The organism is Sphingomonas kyeonggiensis, from assembly GCF_014204495.1.
In the GTDB taxonomy this organism is placed as follows: domain Bacteria; phylum Pseudomonadota; class Alphaproteobacteria; order Sphingomonadales; family Sphingomonadaceae; genus Sphingomonas; species Sphingomonas kyeonggiensis_A.
The window spans coordinates 1,069,371-1,086,888 of the sequence record NZ_JACHLN010000001.1; the positions used below are offsets into that span (position 1 = coordinate 1,069,371).

The following is a 17,518-nucleotide window of genomic DNA, read 5'->3' on the forward strand; positions in this document are numbered from 1 at the left end:
TCAATCGGCGAGGTGCAGCGCAAGCGCGATCAGCGTGTCCGGGCGCATGTCGCCGGCGACTTCGACCCGCCGCCAGCCGGTGCCCGCCGCCGCCGCCGCCCGCGCGCTGATCGCGGCGATGCTGGTGATCGCGCGGTGGTCGGGCGCCACCAGCTCGGCGAGCCGCGCCCCGGCCCGCGCCGACTGGACCAGCGCCACGCATCCGCGCAGCCGCACCGCCTGTCCGGGCGCCACGTCGAGCGGCGCGCTGGCATAGACGGTGATCGCCCGCGTCACGACGCCGCCCGCCTGCAGGACCGCCTCGCGCCCGCCCAGCCACAGCGCCCGCGTCACTCCCGCCGCTTCGGCCGCGGCGACCAGCGCGTCCGCGCCGCCTTCGCCGACATGCACCACCCGGAAGCCCGCCCGCGCCGCGGCCTCGGCGGTCACGCGCCCCACCGCATATACCGGCAGCCCGAGCAGCCCGCCCAGCTGGCCGCCTCCGTGGCGCAGCGCATTGGCGCTGGTCAGCAGCAGCGCGTCGAACCCCGCCGGATCGGGCGCGTCCCACGCCACCGGCGCCGCCGCGAACAGCGGCAGCCGGATCGCCGTCCGCCCCGCCGCCTCGATCGCCGCCGCGGTCACGCGGTTGCCGGGCTCGGGCCGGAGCACGGCGATCGGCCGGCTCATCCCTCGAACAGGCGGCGCACCGCTTCGGGCGCGCGATCGAGCAGGTCGCGCGCCAGTGCCGCCGGCAGGTCATGGTCGAGCGGCGCGCCTTCGATCGCGCCGTGGACATGCGCGGCGCCATCCTCGCTCAGCAGCTCGGCCTCGAGCGTCAGGATGCCGCCCTCGATGGTCGCCAGCGCCGCCACCGGCGAATGGCAATCGGCCTTCAATGCCGCCAGCAAGGCGCGCTCGGCGGAGACGCAGCCATGCGTCACCGCATCGTCGATCGCGCGCACCAGCTCGCGGGCATGCGCATCATCGGTGCGGATCTCCACGCCCACCGCGCCCTGCGCCGGCGCCGGCAGCATCACATTGGTGGGGATCTCGACACCGACGTCATGACGTCCCAGCCGCGCCAGCCCCGCCGCCGCCAGCAGCGTCGCATCGGCCTCGCCGGCGGCCAGCTTGGCCAGCCTTGTGTCGACATTGCCGCGGAACAGCACCGTCCTCAGGTCCGGCCGCAGCTTCTTCACCTGCGCGGCCCGGCGCGGCGAGCTGGTGCCGAGCACGCCGCCCTGCGGGATCGCGTCGATCGATTCGGCCCCCACCAGCCGGTCGCGCACATCGGCGCGCGGCAGCATCGCGGCGATCGCGATCATGTCGGTGCGGAAGGTCTCGACATCCTTCATCGAATGGACACAGGCATCGATCTCGCCGGCGAGCAGCGCCCGGTCGAGCTCCTTGGTCCACAGCGCCTTGCCGCCGATCTCGGCGAGCGCGCGGTCCTGCACCGTGTCGCCGGTGGTCTTGATCACGACGATCTCGAAGGCGCCCTCGGGCAGGCCGTGCGCCGCCATCAGCGCATCGCGCACCATGTTCGCCTGCGCCAGCGCCAGCGGCGAACCCCGCGTCCCGAGTTTGAAAACGGTCATGCGGAATGCCTTAGTAGCTCGAACGCCGCTTGTCGAAGCGGGCCTTGCTGGATTCCCCTCCCTGCAAGGGAGGGGCTAGGGGTGGGTGGCGACCCCGGCGAAGGCCGGGGGAGCTCAGCTATCGGCCCGCGATAAAGAAAAGGCCGGGCATCGAGCCCGCCCTTTTCTAACCCACCCCCAACCCCTCCCTTGCAGGGAGGGGAGTGGAATTGGCCCAAAATCCCCCACAACTTCGACAATCGCCCCGCGACACCCTAGATGCGCAACCAACGGAGTAAGAAACACACATCATGGCCCTGATCCTCGGCCTCGAATCGAGTTGCGATGAAACCGCCGCCGCATTGGTCACCACCGATCGGCAGGTGCTGGCGCACAAGCTCGCGCGCCAGGAAGCCGCGCATCGCCCCTATGGCGGCGTCGTCCCCGAAATCGCGGCGCGCGCGCATGTCGAGGCGATCGGCCCGCTGATCCAGGGTGCGTTCGAGGAAGCCGGCGTCACCCTCGCCGATGTCGATGCGATCGCCGCCACCGCCGGCCCCGGGCTGATCGGTGGCGTCATGGTTGGCCTGGTCACCGGCAAGGCGCTGGCGCTGGCCGGCAACAAGCCGCTGATCGCGGTCAACCATCTCGAAGGGCACGGCCTGTCGCCGCGCCTCACCGATCCCGATCTCCACTTCCCCTATCTGCTGCTGCTCGTCTCGGGCGGCCATTGCCAGCTGCTGCTGGTCGAGGGGGTAGGGCGCTACAAGCGCCTCGCCACCACGATCGACGATGCCGCCGGCGAAGCCTTCGACAAGACCGCCAAGATGCTCGGCCTTGGCTTTCCCGGCGGCCCGGCGGTCGAAGCCGCGGCGGCGCTCGGCGATCCCAGGGCGGTGCCGCTGCCGCGCCCGCTGCTCGGCTCGGCCGAGCCGCATTTCTCCTTCGCCGGGTTGAAGAGCGACGTCGCCCGCAAGGTCGGGCTCTACAGCGCCGAGGATATCGCCGCCTCCTTCCAGCAGGCGGTGGTCGATTGCCTGATCGATCGCACCCGCCGCGCCATCGACAAGGTCGACGCGACCGCGCTGGTCGTCGCCGGCGGTGTCGCCGCCAACAAGGCGGTGCGCGGCGCGCTCGAGCAGCTTGCCGCCGAATCCAACCTCCGCTTCGTCGCGCCGCCGCTCTGGCTGTGCACCGATAATGCGGCGATGATCGGCTGGGCGGGAGCCGAACGCTTCCTCGCCGGTTTCACCGATCCGCTCGATGTGGCGGCGCGGCCGCGCTGGCCGCTCGATCCGGATGCGGAAAAGGTCCGTGGTGCGGGAGTGAAGGCATGAAGATTGGCGTCATCGGCGGCGGTGCCTGGGGCACGGCGCTCGCCCAGGTCGCGGCACGCGGCGAGCAGGATGTGCTGCTCTGGGCGCGCGAGCCCGAAGTGGTCGAGAGCATCAACGCCCGCCACGGCAACGATCTGTTCCTGGCCAACGTCCCGCTCAGCACCAGCATCCGCGCCACGGGCAACCTCGCCGATCTCGCCGGCATGGAAGCGCTGCTGGTCGTCGCGCCTGCCCAGCATGTCCGCGCGGTCCTCTCCGAAACCCCGGTCGGCAACACGCTGCTGGTGCTCTGCGCCAAGGGGATCGAGGCCGGCACCAAGCTGCTGGTCGGCGAAGTCGCGCACCAGGTCGCGCCCGATGCCCCGCTCGCGGTGCTCTCCGGCCCCACCTTCGCGCACGAGGTCGCCGCCGGTAAGCCGACCGCCGTCACGCTCGCCTGCGAGCATGAGGGGCTGCGCACGCGCCTGTCCGATCGCCTGGCCGGGCCTGCCTTCCGCACCTATGGTTCGGACGATGTCGTCGGCGCGGAGATCGGTGGCGCGGTCAAGAACGTGCTCGCCATCGCCTGCGGCGTGGTCGAGGGTGCCGGGCTCGGGCTCAACGCCCGCGCCGCGCTGATCGCGCGCGGCTTTGCCGAGATGACGCGCTTCGGCATGGCCCGCGGCGCCCAGGCGGAAACGCTCACCGGCCTGTCGGGCCTGGGCGATCTCGTCCTCACCTGCTCCTCCACCAATTCGCGCAACTTCTCGCTGGGCCTCGGGCTGGGGCAGGGCCGTAGCGCCGCCGAGCTGATGGCCGATCGCAAGACCGTGGCCGAAGGCGCCTTCACCGCGCCCGTCCTCCGCGAAGCCGCCCGCGATGCCGGAGTCGACATGCCGGTCACCGAAGCGGTCAACGCGCTGCTCGAAGGCGCGCCGGTGGCCAAGGTGATCGAGGCGCTGCTCAGCCGCCCCTTGCGGGAAGAAAAACTGTGAAATGGGCGGCGATGCTGCGGGGGATCAACCTCGGCAAGCGCCAGCTCAAATCGGCGGAACTGAAGGCCGTGGTCGAGGGGATGGGCTTCACCGAGGTCAAGACGATCCTCGCCTCGGGCAATGTCGTGTTCGAAGCGGGCGACGCCAGCCCGGAAGCGCTGGAGCGCGACCTCCATGCCGCGCTCGAAAAGGCGACCGGGCTCAAGTCCGATGTCTATGTCCGCAATCGCGCCGATCTGGAGAAGCTGGTCGCGGCCAATCCCTTCCCGAAGGAAGCCGAGGAGCGCCCGAGCTTCCTCCTCGTCACCTTCCACCGCGAACCGCCGAGCCAGGCGGCGATCGACAAGCTCCTCGAAAGCCATGACGGCCCCGAGCGGATGGTGATTCTCGGCCGCGAGCTGTTCACCGATTTCCCCGAAGGCCAGGCCCGCTCGACCCTGATCCCCGCGATGCAGAAGGCGAAACTCGCCCACGCCAATACCGGCCGCAACTGGAACACGGTCCTCAAGCTGCTGGCGGCGCTGGGGGAGTAGAACACATTCCCCTCCCTGGAAGGGAGGGGCTAGGGGTGGGTGGAATGCTCGCCTACGGTGACCGCTCGGGTCGAATTGGCCGTAACACCAAGACGCGACCCACCCCAACCCCTCCCTTCCAGGGAGGGGAGAACAAGCGGATCACCACCACCCAGTTCCCCGGCGAAGGCCGGGGCCCAGTCTCGGCGCACTATCGACGGCACGGGAACCTCTCGAACGACATCGCAGCTGGACCCCGGCCTTCGCCGGGGAGCAGCTATGCGGGCGCCGTCAGAAGTCGACGGCGATACCCTTGCGCTCCCAATCCCCATACCGAGTCGGGTCCAGCGCATCGGGCTCCTTCTCCGCCGGCGCGGGCTTGGGCACGGGGGGGCTGGGCGTCAGATACGCGGGCGGTTTCACATTTGCGGGGCGCTGGGCCATAGGCTGCAGATCGTCCTTCCAATCCACGAGGTCAAGTGAAGCCCCCACGTCGCCCCAATCCCCGCCAGTCCGCGCCCGATGGCCCCGGCGTCCCCACCCGTCGCGCGGCGCTGAAGCTGCTCGATGCGGTGCTCCGGCGCGGGCTGGCGCTGGAGCAGGCGCTCGATTCGGCGGCGCAGGGTCTCGCGCCCAATGATCGCGGGCTTGCCCATGCGATTGCCGCCGAAGTGCTGCGCCGCTTGCCCGATCTCGATGCGCTGATCGATTCGGCGACCAAGCAGACGCTGCCCGAGGATGCCAAGGCGCGCTTCGCCTTGCGCATCGCTTTGGTGCAGGCGCTGGCGCTCGGCACGCCGGGCCATGCCGCGATCTCCACCGTGCTGCCCTTGGTCGATGGCGGTCCGCGCAAGCTGGTCCATGGCGTGTTCGGCACTTTGGTCCGCCAGGGCGTGACCCTGCCCGAGCCGCCGGCGCTGCCCGATGCGGTGGCGCTGCGCTGGCACGCCGCCTGGGGCGACCAGATGATCGAGGATGCCGAGCGCGCGATCGCGGTGCCGCCGCCGCTCGACCTGACCTTGCGCGATCCGTCGGTGGTGCCCGATCTGCCCGGCACCAGCCTGGTCGCCGGTAATCTTCGCCTCGACGAGAAGGGGCCGGTGGCGATGCTGCCGGGCTATGCCGAGGGCGAATGGTGGGTGCAGGATCTCGCCGCCTCGATGCCGGCGCGGCTGCTCGGCAAGGGCGCGGGGACGGCGCTCGATCTGTGCGCGGCGCCGGGGGGCAAGACGCTCCAATTGGCGGCGGCCGGCTGGCAGGTGACGTCGGTGGACGTGTCGGAAAGTCGTCTGGCGCGACTTCACGAGAATCTCGAGCGCACGGGGCTTGAAGCGACGGTGGTCGAGGCCGATCTGCTCCAGTGGCAGCCTTCGGGGCCGGTCGATGCGATCCTGCTCGATGCGCCGTGCAGCGCGACGGGCATCTTCCGCCGCCACCCCGATGTGCTCCACCGGGTGCGGCCCAGCCTGATCCGCGAGATGGCCGAGCTGCAGGGCAAGCTGCTCGCCCGCGCGGCCGAGTGGGTAAAGCCCGGCGGCACGCTGGTATACGCGACTTGCTCGCTGGAACCGGCGGAGGGCGAAGAGCAGCTCGAATCCTTCCTCCAGCGCGACCCGCGATATAAAATTGCGCCGATCGCGCCGGAGGAGCTGCCGGAAGGGGTGCAGGTGCGGGCGGATGGCACGCTGCGGTTGTTGCCGGGAATGCTGGCGGATGCCGGCGGGCTCGACGGGTTCTTCATCGCAAGGCTCGTCCGCAAGGCCTAAGCCGGTTGCGTGTGATTCGCGGGGTGCCTAAGGCTTTGTCATGGCCGTCCGCATCGCACCTTCGATCCTCTCCGCCGATTTCGCCAAATTGGGCGAGGAAGTCCGCGCCATCGACGCCGCCGGCGCCGACTGGATCCATGTCGACGTGATGGACGGGCATTTCGTCCCCAACATCACGATCGGCCCGGCGGTGATCAAGGCGCTCCGCCCGCACACCGCCAAGCCGTTCGACGTCCACCTGATGATCGCGCCGGTCGATCCGATGCTCCAGGCCTTCGCCGACGCCGGCGCGGACTGCATCTCGGTCCACCCCGAATCCGGCCCGCACCTTCACCGCACGCTCCAGACCATCAAGGGCTTGGGCAAGCGCGCCGGCGTGGTGCTCAATCCGTCCACGCCAGTGGAGTCGGTCGACTATGTCATGGACATGATCGACCTGATCCTGGTGATGAGCGTGAACCCCGGTTTCGGCGGACAGAAATTCATCGAGAGCCAGCTCGGCAAGATCGCCGAGCTGCGCAAGCGGATCGATGCCAGCGGCCGCGCGATCGATCTCGAAGTCGATGGCGGCATCGATCGCGAGACCGCACCGCGCGCGATCGCGGCCGGCGCCGACGCACTCGTCGCCGGCACCGCCACCTTCACCGGCGGGCCGAGCCAGTACGCGGCGAACATCGCCGCGCTACGAGGCGGGTGAATGACCAACCGATCGACTCCGGGGCCGACGGAGTCGAGCAGGGCAAGCGGCTCATCCGCACCGGCGGCGAGCGCGGCCTCAGCCTCGCCGAGCGGCTGTCCGAACATTTCCAGCGCCTCGCCTGGCGGAGCCCGCTCCACAATATGCGCCTGAAGGGCCGGCACCCCCTCAAGCTGATCGCGGTCGGCGAAGACCCGTTCTTCGGCGATGTCGAGCGCGGCAATGCCCTGCTCGACGGCGCCGTCTGCTTCCGCGGCGAGCAGCGTTCGATCGCCAGTCTCGACTTCGCCCGGCCGGACTGGTCGGTGGCGATGGGCGAGTATCTCCACGGCTTTGGCTGGCTGCGCGACCTGTCGAGCGTCACCACCCGCGTCACCGCCGCGCCGATCGCCGAGGCGCTGATGCAGCGCTGGCTGTCGGCCCATGGCGACAAGGTTTCCGAGCCCGCCTGGCGCGCCGATCTGGTCGGCCGGCGCATCCTCGCCTGGACGGCGCATGCCCCGCTGATCCTCTCGGCCAACGACCTCGTCTATCGCTCCTCGGTGCTCCACGCGCTCGCCAAGGGCGCCCGCCACCTCGACCGCGCCGCCGATCGTGTCGCCCCTGGGCCGGGACGGATCGCGGCCTGGTGCGGCGTGCTTGTCGCCGGGCTGATGATCCCGGGCGGCGATCCGCGCCGCTCCTTCGGCGAGACCGGGCTCAAGCGCGCGCTCGAACAGTCGATGTTCGACGATGGCGGCACCGTCGGCCGCTCGCCCTGGGGCCAGCTCGACGCGGTGCAGCTGCTGGCGATCCTGGCCAACGCCTATGAAGCGCGCCGGCTCGAGCCGCCCGCCTTTGTCGCCTCGGCGCTCAACCGCATGGTCACGGCGCTGCTCGGTGTCTGCCATGGCGACAGGGGGTTGGGCAGCTGGCAGGGCTGCGCCCCGGTTTCCGGCGCGATGATCGAGCAGGTCGTGGAGGCGACGGGCGTGCGCACCCGCCCGCTCAAGCAGGCGCGCGAATGGGGCTATCAGCGGCTGAACGCCGGCAGCACCGTGCTGATCATCGATGCCGCCCCGCCGCCGCTCGCCCGGCTGGCCGCCGGCGGTTGCGCCTCGACGCTTGCCTTCGAGCTTTCCGACGGACCGCACCGGATCGTGGTCAATTGCGGCGGCGCGAACATGGCGACGGCTTCGTTGCCGAATGCACTCACCGAAGGGCTGCGGACAACTGCCGCGCACTCCACGCTGGTGCTCGCCGACAGCAACTCCACCGCGATTCATCCTGATGGCTCGCTTGGCCGCGGCGTCGTCGAAGTCGAGCTGGCGCGTACCGAGAGCGAGAATGGTAGCCGGGTCGAAGCCAGCCATGACGGCTATGTCCGCCGCCTCGGCTTCACCCATCGCCGGTTGATCGCGCTGGGCGGCGACGGGCGCGACGTGCGCGGCGAGGACATGCTGCTCCCCGCCGACAAGCGGAAGCGCAAGGCCAACACGCCCTTCGCGATCCGCTTCCACCTCGCCCCCCAGGTTGAGATCTCGCCGACTGCGGACGGCCAGGCCGCGATCCTGCGCCTGCCGAGCGGCCATCTCTGGCAGTTCCGCTGCAAGGGCGGTTCGCTGGCGTTCGAGGATTCGATCTGGATCGACGGCGCCGGCAAGCCGATGGCGACCAAGCAGCTCGTCATTACCGGCGAATCGCTGGCGGGTGGCGCCAATGTGAGCTGGCTGTTTCACCGGGCGAAATAGGTGGCGCGGGTCGAGATATTCCGCGGCAAGGACGACCTTGAGCCCTTCCTCACCAGCGAATTCGGCTTTCTTCCCCGCATCGGCGAATATCTGGCGATCGAGGCCGATGGCTATTTCCACCACTATAACGTCGTCGAGATCTGGCACCGGCGCGACGAGGGCGGGGGCGACTTTATCCCCTGCATCCGCGTCGAACTCGACGACTAGGGGTTGCCAGCGGCGCCCCGATCCGTAGAGGGGCATGCCGCATGGACCAGATCAAGATCAGCCGTGCGCTACTCTCCGTCTCCGACAAGACCGGGATCGTCGAACTCGCAACCGCGCTTGCCGCACAGGGAGTGGAGCTCGTCTCGACCGGCGGCACTGCCACCGCGCTGCGTGACGCGGGGCTGAGCGTCCGCGACATCTCGGATCTCACCGGCTTTCCCGAGATGATGGACGGCCGCGTGAAGACGTTGCACCCCAAGGTCCATGGCGGCCTGCTCGCGGTGCGCGGCAATGCCGAGCACGAGGCTTCGATGGCCGAGCATGAAATCGGCGCGATCGATCTCGTCGTGGTGAACCTCTATCCCTTCGCCCAGACGGTGGCGCGCGGCGCCGATCGCGAGACGATCATCGAGAATATCGACATCGGCGGCCCGTCGATGGTTCGCTCGGCGGCGAAGAACCATGAGAGCGTCGTGATCCTCACCGATCCGGCCGATTATCCGCTGGTGCACGGTGCCACCACCACGCTCGAGCAGCGCCGCCTGTTCGCAGCCAAGGCCTATGCCGCCACCGCGGCCTATGACTCGATGATCTCGAGCTGGTTCGCCTTCGCCGATCAGGGCGAAGCCTTCCCCGAGACGCTCAACCTCAGCCTCAAGCGCGGCGCGGCGCTCCGCTATGGCGAGAACCCGCACCAGTCGGCCGCCTTCTATGCGGCGACCGGCCCGGCGGCGCAGGGCATCGGCCAGGCCCGGCAGGTGCAGGGCAAGGAACTGAGCTACAACAACTATAACGACGCCGATGCGGCGCTAGAGCTGATCAGCGAATTCCGCGACGGCCCGCCGAGCGTGGTGATCGTCAAGCACGCCAATCCCTGCGGCGTGGCGAGCGCGGATACGCTGGCCGAGGCCTATGCGGCCGCCTTTGCCTGCGACACCGTTTCGGCGTTCGGCGGCATCATCGCGGTCAACCGCCCGCTCGATCGCGCCACGGCCGAGCAGATCACCTCGATCTTCACCGAAGTCGTGGTCGCGCCGGGGGCGGACGAGGAAGCGCTGGCGCTGTTCGCCGCCAAGAAGAACCTGCGCCTGCTGCTCACCGACGGCCTGCCCGATCCGAAGCGGCCGGGCCTGATGGCCAAGTCGATCACCGGCGGCTGGCTGGTGCAGAGCCGCGACAATGGCGGGATCGACGCGGGTGACCTCAAGGTCGTTACCAAGCGCCAGCCGACCGAGCAGGAACTTGCCGACTGCCTGTTCGCCTGGACGGTGGCCAAGCACGTCAAGTCGAACGCGATCGTCTATGCCAAGGGCGGCAGCACGGCAGGCGTGGGCGCCGGCCAGATGAACCGTCTGGAAAGCGCCCGCATCGCAGCCTGGAAGGCCAAGGATGCCGCCGAGAAGGCCGGCTGGGACGAAACCCGCACGATCGGCTCGGCCGTGGCTTCGGACGCCTTCTTCCCCTTCGCCGATGGCCTGCTGGCCGCGGTGGAAGCGGGTGCCACCGCGGTGATCCAGCCGGGCGGCTCGATCCGCGACGACGAAGTGATCGCCGCTGCCGACGAAGCTGGCCTGGCGATGATCTTCACCGGCATGCGCCACTTCCGGCACTAAGACGCAAGGCCGTCACCCCGGCGAAAGCCGGGGTCTCAGGCGAAGGCGGGAAAGAACCACACGAGATCCCGGCTTTCGCCGGGATGACGGCTTATTCGTCAGATCTTCTCTTCGATCGGCAGCGTGGCTTCGCCCGCGCGCGGCATCTTGCGGAACAGGGCCTTGTCCTCGGGGCCGAAGCCGAACTTGATGATCACGAACAGATAGGTGATCAGGATCGCCGGCATGCCGAAGCTCAGCTCGGCCCATTCGGCGCTCTTGGGCAGCGACGTGAACGCGCCGCCGACCAGGCAGGCAATCGCGATCGCCGCGAAGAAGCTCGGCCGGATCGAGACGACCGGTGCGCCGGTAAGCCGGTAGAGCAGGGCGGCCTTCACCGCCGATCCGATGGTCAAGGATACCGCCAGCGCCAGTGCGGGACCGGCGGCCTGGATCGGCTCGGACCAGCCCTCTTCGCGGGCCACCACCACGAACACGAAGCTCAGCACGATCTGCAGCAGCAGCACGCAGACCGAGATGGCCAGGTTCTTGTGCCGGGCGATATAGACCAGCCCGGTCTCGCAGACCGCGCCGGTCGAGGCGAGCACTTCGGCGACGAGCAGGATGCACAAGGCGCCCGCGCCGATCACGAACTCCTTGCCGATCAGCCCCATCACGCCCTCGGCGGGGATCGAGAACATCACGGCGAGCGCCGCCTGCGCGCTGGTCACCCAGAAGCCGACCTGGCGGACCTGTTTGGCGACCGCCACCTTGTCGTCCTCGGCCAGCGCCTTGGTGACCACCGGGCCCAGGATCGGATCGAAGCTCGACTTGAGTCGCTGCGGCACCGAGGCGACCTGCTGTGCCATGTAATAGACGCCGACCACCGCCGGGCTGAACAGCAGCGCCAGGATGAAGCGATCGACATTGCGTGTCGCCCATTCGATCGCGTCGGCGCCAGCGAGCGGGGCGTTGGCGCGCGCCAGCCCCCAGATCGCGCTCGGATGCGGCCGCCAGCCGCGCGGCAGGCCGTAATCCTTGACGAACGGCACGATCGAAGCGGCAAGCGCGGCGATCATCGACAGGGCATAGGCGTAAAGCAGCCCGTCGCGCGCCGAGACATAGGAGAAGCCCCAGGCAGCGATGCTGATCGTCCAGGGCTCGATGATCGCCCGTGCGGTCACCGCGGCGCCGATATTGTGGCGATAGGCGCAAGCCGAAAGCGCGACGTCGGACAGGGCCGGACACAGCACCACCAGCGCGAGCAGCGGCTCGAGCCCGGTCACCGGGCTGTTGGGGAACATCGCCTGGGGGAAGAGGACCAGCACGCCGCTCGCGACCAGCGAGGCGATCAGCGCGACCACCATCGCGTCCCAGACGACATGGGCATGCGGCCGGTCGGTCTTGGCCAGCGCCTGGGCCAGCCCGCGCTTGAGCCCGAGGGTGGCGAGCAGCGCGGCGACTTCGATCACCAGCACCGCGATCGCATAGCGGCCGACAATGTCCGGGCCATAGGCGCGGCCGGCGATGAACAGGAAGGGCAGCCGGGCGACAAGCCGGATGATGAAGCCCAGCATATTGGTCCGCCCGCCCTTGGCGAGCGCGTTGATATCCTCACCGCCCGAAGGCGCGGTCACGGCCTCGCTCAATGCGCTGCGCCCCAGCTCGGGCCCACGCCGATCTCGACGCCGAGCGGCACGGTCAGCTTCACCGCCGGCTCGGCCGCGGTCGCCATCACCCGCTGGATGACCGGCTTGGCGGCCTCCACATCCCCCTCGGGCAGCTCGAACACCAGTTCGTCATGCACCTGGAGCAGCATCTTGACGTTGGGCAGCCCCGCTTCGAGCAGGGCCGGGCCCATCCGCGCCATGGCGCGCTTGATGATGTCGGCGCTGGTGCCCTGGATCGGTGCATTGATCGCCGCGCGCTCGCTGCCGGCGCGCTCGTTCGGGTTGGAGGCCTTGAGGCGCGGGAAGTGGGTCTTCCGGCCGAACAGCGTGGTGGTGTAGCCGCGTTCCTTGGCGAGGCTCAGCGTGTCGGCGATGTAGCGGTTTATGCCCGGGAAGCGTTCGAAATAGCGGTTGATCATCGCCTGCGCCTCGTCGGGCGTCACGTCGAGCCGCCCGGCCAGGCCCCAGCGCGAGATGCCGTAGAGGATCGCGAAGTTGATGGTCTTGGCGCGGCCGCGGGTGTCGCGGTTCACTTCGCCGAACAGCTCCATCGCGGTGCGATTGTGGATGTCCTCGCCCTGCTCGAAGGCTTCGCGCAGCGCGGGCACGTCGGCGATATGCGCGGCCAGCCGCAGTTCGATCTGCGAATAGTCGGCCGAGAGGATGACATTGCCCGGCTCCGCCACAAAGGCATCGCGGATCTGCCGCCCGGTCTCGGTGCGGATCGGGATGTTCTGGAGATTGGGGTCGGTCGAGCTCAATCGCCCGGTCTGCGCGCCGGTGAGCGAATAGCTCGTATGCACGCGGCCGGTCGCCGGATTGATCTGCGCCTGCAGCGCATCGGTGTAGGTCGACTTGAGCTTGGTGAGCTGGCGCCAGTCGAGCACCTTGAGCACCATCTCGCGGCCCGGCGAATCCTTGTCCGCCGCGATCCGCTCGAGCTCGTTGACATCCGTCGAATAGACGCCGGACTTGCCCTTGCGCCCGCCCTTGATCCCCATCTTGTCGAAGAGGACGTCGCCGAGCTGCTTGGGGCTGCCGATGGTGAACTTGAACCCGGCAATGCCGTGGATCTCTTCCTCCAGCGCCGCGATCTGGTGCGAGAAGTCGGTCGAGAGCTTGTGGAGGACCTGCGCATCCACCTTGATGCCCTCGCGCTCCATGCCGGCGATCACCGAGACCAGCGGCCGGTCGACCATCTCATAGACGCGGGTCGAGCCTTCATAGGCCAGCCGCGGCTTGAAGCGCCGCCACAGCCGCAGCGTGACGTCGGCATCCTCGGCGGCGTAGCGGGTGGCGGCCTTGAGATCGACCTGGCCGAAGCCGAGCTGGTTCTTCCCCGTGCCGACCACGTCCTTGTAGGCGATGCAGCTGTGCGATAGGTGCGTCGCCGCCAGTTCGTCCATGCCGTGGCCGTGCAGGCCGGCATCGAGGTCGAAGCTCATCACGATCGTGTCGTCATAGGGCGCGACATCGATCCCGACACGGCCCAGCACGATCATGTCGTACTTCAGATTGTGCCCGATCTTGAGGACCGCGGGGTCCTCGAGCAGCGGCTTCAGCCTGGCGATCGCCACCGAGCGATCGATCTGCACCGGCTTCTCGGCGAACATGTCGGTACCGCCATGGCCGAGCGGAATATAGCAGGCGAGGTTGGGGTGCAGCGCCATCGACACGCCGACCAGCTCGGCGCGCGTCGCATCGACGCCGGTCGTCTCGGTATCGATCGCGACCCAGCCCTGATGCCTGGCGATGGTGATCCAGCGATCGAGCGCGGTCTCGTCGGTGACCGTCTCATAGCCGTCGTGATTGCAGGGCGGGTCTTCCTCCAGCCCCGGCGTCTCATGCGTCTCGACCGGCGCCTCGGCCACCGCCGACAGCCGGTTGAGCAGGGTGCGGAAGCCGTGATGCTCGAGGAAGGCGCGCAGCGGCGCATCCGGGATGCCCTGCAGCGCGAAATCCTCGAGCGGCTCGGGCAGCGGCACGTCGCTCGCGAGCTGCACCAGCTGGTGCGACAGCCGCGCCATATCGGCATGCTCGATCAGATTGTCGCGCATCTTGGACGGCTTCATCGCCGGTGCCGCCTCCAGCACCGCCTCGACCGTGCCGAACTCCTGGATTAGCTTGGCGGCGGTCTTGGGGCCGATGCCCTTCACGCCGGGAACATTGTCGACACTGTCGCCCATCAGCGCCAGCACTTCGCCCAGCTTCTCGGGGCCGACGCCGAACTTCTCCTCGGTGTCCGCCGGGCCCAGCCGCCGGTTGTTCATCGTGTCGAGCATGTCGACCGACGGATCGGTCATCAGCTGCATCAGGTCCTTGTCGGAGCTGACGATGGTCACCTGCCAGCCCTGGGCCAGCGCCGCCTTGGTATAGCTGGCGATCAAATCGTCGGCTTCCCAGCCGGCTTCCTCGATGCAGGGCAGCGAGAAGGCGCGCGTCGCGTCGCGGATCATCGGGAACTGGGGCACCAGATCCTCGGGCGCCGGCGGGCGGTGCGCCTTGTACTGGTCGTACAGCTCGTTGCGGAAGGTGTGCTCGCTCTTGTCGAGCACCACCGCCATGTGAGTCGGGCCGTCGGCCTTGTTCAGCGTGTCGACCAGCTTCCACAGCATGGTCGTATAGCCATAGACGGCACCCACCGGCTCGCCATGCTTGTTGGTGAGCGGCGGCAGCCGATGATAGGCGCGGAAGATATAGCCGGAGCCATCGACGAGATAGAGATGAGGCATTGCCGCGCCGGGATAGCCGAGCCGGTGCGCCGAACAAAGCCCCTCAGGCCATTACGATATTTTGCAGGGTGAACTGGAAGGGCGAGGACTCGTCGCCCGGGCCGTTGCCGGTCATCACGATATCGGCGCTGGCGATGCCGAGCAGCGAGATCTCGCTATTGTCCTGCGCCACGCTGATCGGAACCGGCGAATCCGCCGGTGTCATCTGGGAGAAGGTGCCGACCCAGAGCCGGGGCTCCAGCACGAACTCGGCCCTCGCCCCCGGATGGATGACGGCACCGCCCGAATAGAGCCTGCTGTCCTTGTAGATCTGCGCGGTGATCGCCCCGCTCGGGAGGGTATTGATCAGCTCGATTGCCCGGGGGTTGCTCGCCGGACCGGTCATCTGGATCGTGTCGCCGGCATTGGTGAAGGTCGCCGCGAAGCGCTGGCCCGCTTCGGCCGGCAGGCGCGGCGTGTAATTGCCGTCGCTGTCGAGATAGCTGATCTGCGAAGCCGCCGGATAGGTGAAGGGGTGATTGCTGCCCGGCCCGCAATTGCGAATCACCTTCCAGGCTGCTGCGGGACCTGCCTGGGGAGGCGGCAGGTTCTCCGAATAGAACAGCACCTGCGTGTTGTGGGTGTCGTTCGATCTGTTGATGAAGTTGAGCCGGATATCCACGCGACTAGCTCCCCGGAAGTTTCGGCGACTATCCGGGGTTTTCGTTTCGGGTGCGAGTCGAGATTACACCGAATCATGGAATATCACGCCGAGTACATGGCGCCGTCCGCTGCGCACTTCGCTGACGCCATGACGCATGTTCACCCGGTAGTCGCCCCGGCTGCCGCGCACCGGGCGTTGATGCACGGCGAAGACCACGGCATCGCCCTGGCTCAGCGGCACTACCGAAGCGCGCGACTGCATGCGCGGGCGCTGCTCGGTCAGCACGAACTCGCCGCCGGTGAAGCCTTCGCCCGGCGCGGAGAGCAGCACCGCCAGCTGGAGCGGGAAGACATGCGCGCCGTACAGGTCCTGGTGGAGGCAGTTGTAATCGCCCGGGCCGTAGCGAAGCAGCAGCGGGGTCGGGCGTAGCTGGCCCGCCGCATGGCAGTGCGCGAGGAAGTCGCCATGCGCGGGCGGGAAGCGCTGCTCGATCCCCATCCGATGGTTCCAGAGATTGGCAAGTGCCGCGAGCGGCGGATAGAGGCCGGTCCGCAGCCGTGCCACGATGCCCGGCAGCGGATAGGCGAAATAGCGATATTCGCCGCGGCCAAAGCCGTGCCGCGCCATCACCACCCGGCTGCGAAATCCGGCTTCCGCATCATAGAGCGCGGCGGTTCCGGCGCATTCGGCGGGAGAGAGCAGGCCGGGCAGCACGGCCCAGCCCTGCGTGTCGAGCGATACGGCGATCGCGGTCCAGTCGAAACGGTCAAGCATGGCGCCGGGCTAGCGGGTTGCTGCCTCGCGCGCCTTCCGCTGCTTGCGCCCGAACTCACTTGCCGCTGGTGAAGGCCTTCCACGCCGGATCGGCAGTGTCCTGCACCGGCGGCGTGCTGCCATGATGCGCGACGATCGCCTGCGCCACCTGCTGCATCAGCATCTGGCGCTCGCGGATCGGGCGGCGGGTGTCGCCGATCATCACGGCCAGCGCATAGGAAGTGCCGTCCGGCGCGGTGAGGATGCCGACGTCGTTGAAGCCCGCGGTGCGCGAACCAAGGTCCTGGCCGGTCCCGGTCTTGTGGCCATAGACCCAGCCGGCAGGGACCGCGCCATGCACGCGGTAGCGCCCGGTCTTGGCACCATCCATCGTCCGGATCAGCCAGGCGGTCGAGGTCGGCGACAGCAGCTCGCCGCGCTTCAGCCGGGCAAGTGCCACCGAGATGCCGGCAGCGGCCGCGCCGTCGGGCGGGTTCTTCACATAGGATTCGTACGCCGCGAGGCGAACCGCGGGCGACAGCCGCGAGCGGGCGACCATGAAGGCGTTGCCCATCGAATATTCCTGCTTCCACTCCAGCCCGGCGGTGCCCGCCTGGAGCAATCGCTCGCCGGGGCCGAAGCGCACGCCGGTGATGCCCTTGCGCGCCAGGAAGGCGCGGATCGCGTCGGGCCCGCCGACCAGCCGGAGCAGCTTGTCGTTGCAGGTGTTGTCGCTCATCTGCATCGCCCGGCGGACGATCTCGCCGACCGTGGTGGTATAGCCCTGGTCGCCCTTCACCAGCGCGGCGATCGGCTGGTGGAACAGGGTGAAGTCGGCCTTGGTGATGGTGATCGGGTCTTCGAGGCGGATCTTGCCCTGGTCGATCTGGTCGAGCACCGTCATGGTGACCCAGAGCTTCGACACGCTCTGCTGCGGCATCGGCCGCGCGGCGTCGTTCGAGGTGACGATCCAGCCGTCCCGCACATTGGTCACCGCCACGCCGACCAGGCCGTCGAAATTGCGGGTGATGCCGTCGATCGCGCTGACCAGCCCCTGCGGTGCGGGCCTGCTCGGCTTCCAGGTGGCTGCGGTCGGCTTGGCGCTGCCTTCCCAGGGGAAGGCCAGGCTCACGCCGTAGCTGGCGGGCGCGAAGGTGGCGAGCGAGGGATCCCCGTGCACCGTGCAGCCGACCAGCATCGCCGGGCCGAGGCCCGCGATCGTCACTGCCCGTTGAAATCTCGAGAAGTCCTCGAACTTAAACACTTTTACCCGACCCTTTACCCGTTCGGAATCATGTAGCGGATGTGCGTATCGCGAAAGGCCGCGCTATCCCGGGTTGCGACGA

Annotated in this window: 16 protein-coding genes; 8 read left to right on the plus strand and 8 right to left on the minus strand. The window is 68.7% G+C overall.

Features of this window, described 5'->3' with window-relative positions:
• A complete protein-coding gene (locus tag HNP52_RS05275; protein WP_184163434.1) occupies window positions 1–669 on the minus strand; it encodes a uroporphyrinogen-III synthase in 669 nt (222 codons plus the stop codon).
• Window positions 666–1,580, minus strand: coding sequence for a hydroxymethylbilane synthase (hemC, locus tag HNP52_RS05280; protein ID WP_184163437.1), 915 nt, complete (start codon window positions 1,578–1,580; stop codon window positions 666–668). The genes HNP52_RS05275 and hemC overlap by 4 nt, the downstream gene beginning before the upstream one ends.
• Window positions 1,581–1,870: 290 nt before the next feature.
• Here hemC and tsaD point away from each other — a divergent pair, with 290 nt between their 5' ends.
• From tsaD to HNP52_RS05295, 3 genes are read left to right on the plus strand one after another with little or no spacing between them, the layout of a single operon-like run.
• On the plus strand, window positions 1,871–2,896 hold the full coding sequence (tsaD, locus tag HNP52_RS05285; RefSeq protein WP_184163440.1) for a tRNA (adenosine(37)-N6)-threonylcarbamoyltransferase complex transferase subunit TsaD: 1,026 nt from the start codon (window positions 1,871–1,873) through the stop codon (window positions 2,894–2,896).
• Window positions 2,893–3,870, plus strand: coding sequence for an NAD(P)H-dependent glycerol-3-phosphate dehydrogenase (locus HNP52_RS05290; RefSeq protein WP_184163443.1), 978 nt, complete (start codon window positions 2,893–2,895; stop codon window positions 3,868–3,870). Before tsaD ends, HNP52_RS05290 begins: the two co-directional genes overlap by 4 nt.
• A gap of 11 nt (window positions 3,871–3,881) precedes the next feature.
• Window positions 3,882–4,403 carry a DUF1697 domain-containing protein gene (locus HNP52_RS05295; RefSeq protein WP_184163446.1) on the plus strand — a complete coding sequence of 174 codons (522 nt, stop codon included), beginning with the start codon at window positions 3,882–3,884 and terminating at the stop codon, window positions 4,401–4,403.
• A 270-nt stretch (window positions 4,404–4,673) separates the two neighbouring features.
• Here the strand turns inward: HNP52_RS05295 and HNP52_RS05300 are convergent, their stop codons facing one another.
• Entirely contained in the window at window positions 4,674–4,826 is a 153-nt protein-coding gene (locus HNP52_RS05300) for a DUF1674 domain-containing protein (RefSeq protein ID WP_184163449.1), read from the minus strand.
• 35 nt (window positions 4,827–4,861) lie between these two features.
• On the opposite strand from HNP52_RS05300, the gene HNP52_RS05305 reads away from it, so the two are divergent.
• The 5 genes from HNP52_RS05305 to purH are packed head-to-tail and all read left to right on the plus strand — an operon-like array spanning window position 4,862 to window position 10,395.
• Window positions 4,862–6,148 (plus strand): transcription antitermination factor NusB, encoded by a 1,287-nt coding sequence (locus tag HNP52_RS05305; protein WP_184163452.1) that lies wholly within the window; start codon window positions 4,862–4,864, stop codon window positions 6,146–6,148.
• 40 nt (window positions 6,149–6,188) lie between these two features.
• Window positions 6,189–6,845, plus strand: a complete 657-nt coding sequence (rpe, locus tag HNP52_RS05310) for a ribulose-phosphate 3-epimerase (protein ID WP_184163455.1) — start codon at window positions 6,189–6,191, stop codon at window positions 6,843–6,845.
• Window positions 6,842–8,575 (plus strand): heparinase II/III family protein, encoded by a 1,734-nt coding sequence (locus tag HNP52_RS05315; RefSeq protein WP_184163457.1) that lies wholly within the window; start codon window positions 6,842–6,844, stop codon window positions 8,573–8,575. The genes rpe and HNP52_RS05315 overlap by 4 nt, the downstream gene beginning before the upstream one ends.
• Window positions 8,576–8,782: a hypothetical protein gene (locus HNP52_RS05320; RefSeq protein WP_184163460.1), complete on the plus strand. Its 207-nt coding sequence runs from the start codon at window positions 8,576–8,578 to the stop codon at window positions 8,780–8,782.
• A gap of 41 nt (window positions 8,783–8,823) precedes the next feature.
• Window positions 8,824–10,395, plus strand: coding sequence for a bifunctional phosphoribosylaminoimidazolecarboxamide formyltransferase/IMP cyclohydrolase (gene purH / locus HNP52_RS05325; protein ID WP_184163463.1), 1,572 nt, complete (start codon window positions 8,824–8,826; stop codon window positions 10,393–10,395).
• 98 nt (window positions 10,396–10,493) lie between these two features.
• Here the strand turns inward: purH and HNP52_RS05330 are convergent, their stop codons facing one another.
• The 5 genes from HNP52_RS05330 to HNP52_RS05350 all read right to left on the minus strand — a co-directional run bounded on the left by HNP52_RS05330 (window position 10,494) and on the right by HNP52_RS05350 (window position 17,370).
• The gene (locus HNP52_RS05330; protein ID WP_184165069.1) at window positions 10,494–11,951 is read right to left on the minus strand and encodes a lipopolysaccharide biosynthesis protein; all 1,458 of its coding nucleotides are present in this window, start codon (window positions 11,949–11,951) and stop codon (window positions 10,494–10,496) included.
• Between the two features lie 68 nt (window positions 11,952–12,019).
• Window positions 12,020–14,776 carry a DNA polymerase I gene (gene polA, locus HNP52_RS05335; protein WP_184163466.1) on the minus strand — a complete coding sequence of 919 codons (2,757 nt, stop codon included), beginning with the start codon at window positions 14,774–14,776 and terminating at the stop codon, window positions 12,020–12,022.
• A gap of 43 nt (window positions 14,777–14,819) precedes the next feature.
• Complete coding sequence (locus HNP52_RS05340; protein ID WP_184163469.1) at window positions 14,820–15,437, minus strand: hypothetical protein; 618 nt, start codon at window positions 15,435–15,437, stop codon at window positions 14,820–14,822.
• A gap of 63 nt (window positions 15,438–15,500) precedes the next feature.
• Window positions 15,501–16,193 carry a 2OG-Fe(II) oxygenase gene (locus tag HNP52_RS05345; protein ID WP_184163472.1) on the minus strand — a complete coding sequence of 231 codons (693 nt, stop codon included), beginning with the start codon at window positions 16,191–16,193 and terminating at the stop codon, window positions 15,501–15,503.
• Between the two features lie 55 nt (window positions 16,194–16,248).
• A complete protein-coding gene (locus HNP52_RS05350) occupies window positions 16,249–17,370 on the minus strand; it encodes a serine hydrolase (protein ID WP_184165072.1) in 1,122 nt (373 codons plus the stop codon).
• Window positions 17,371–17,518 lie beyond the last annotated feature (148 nt).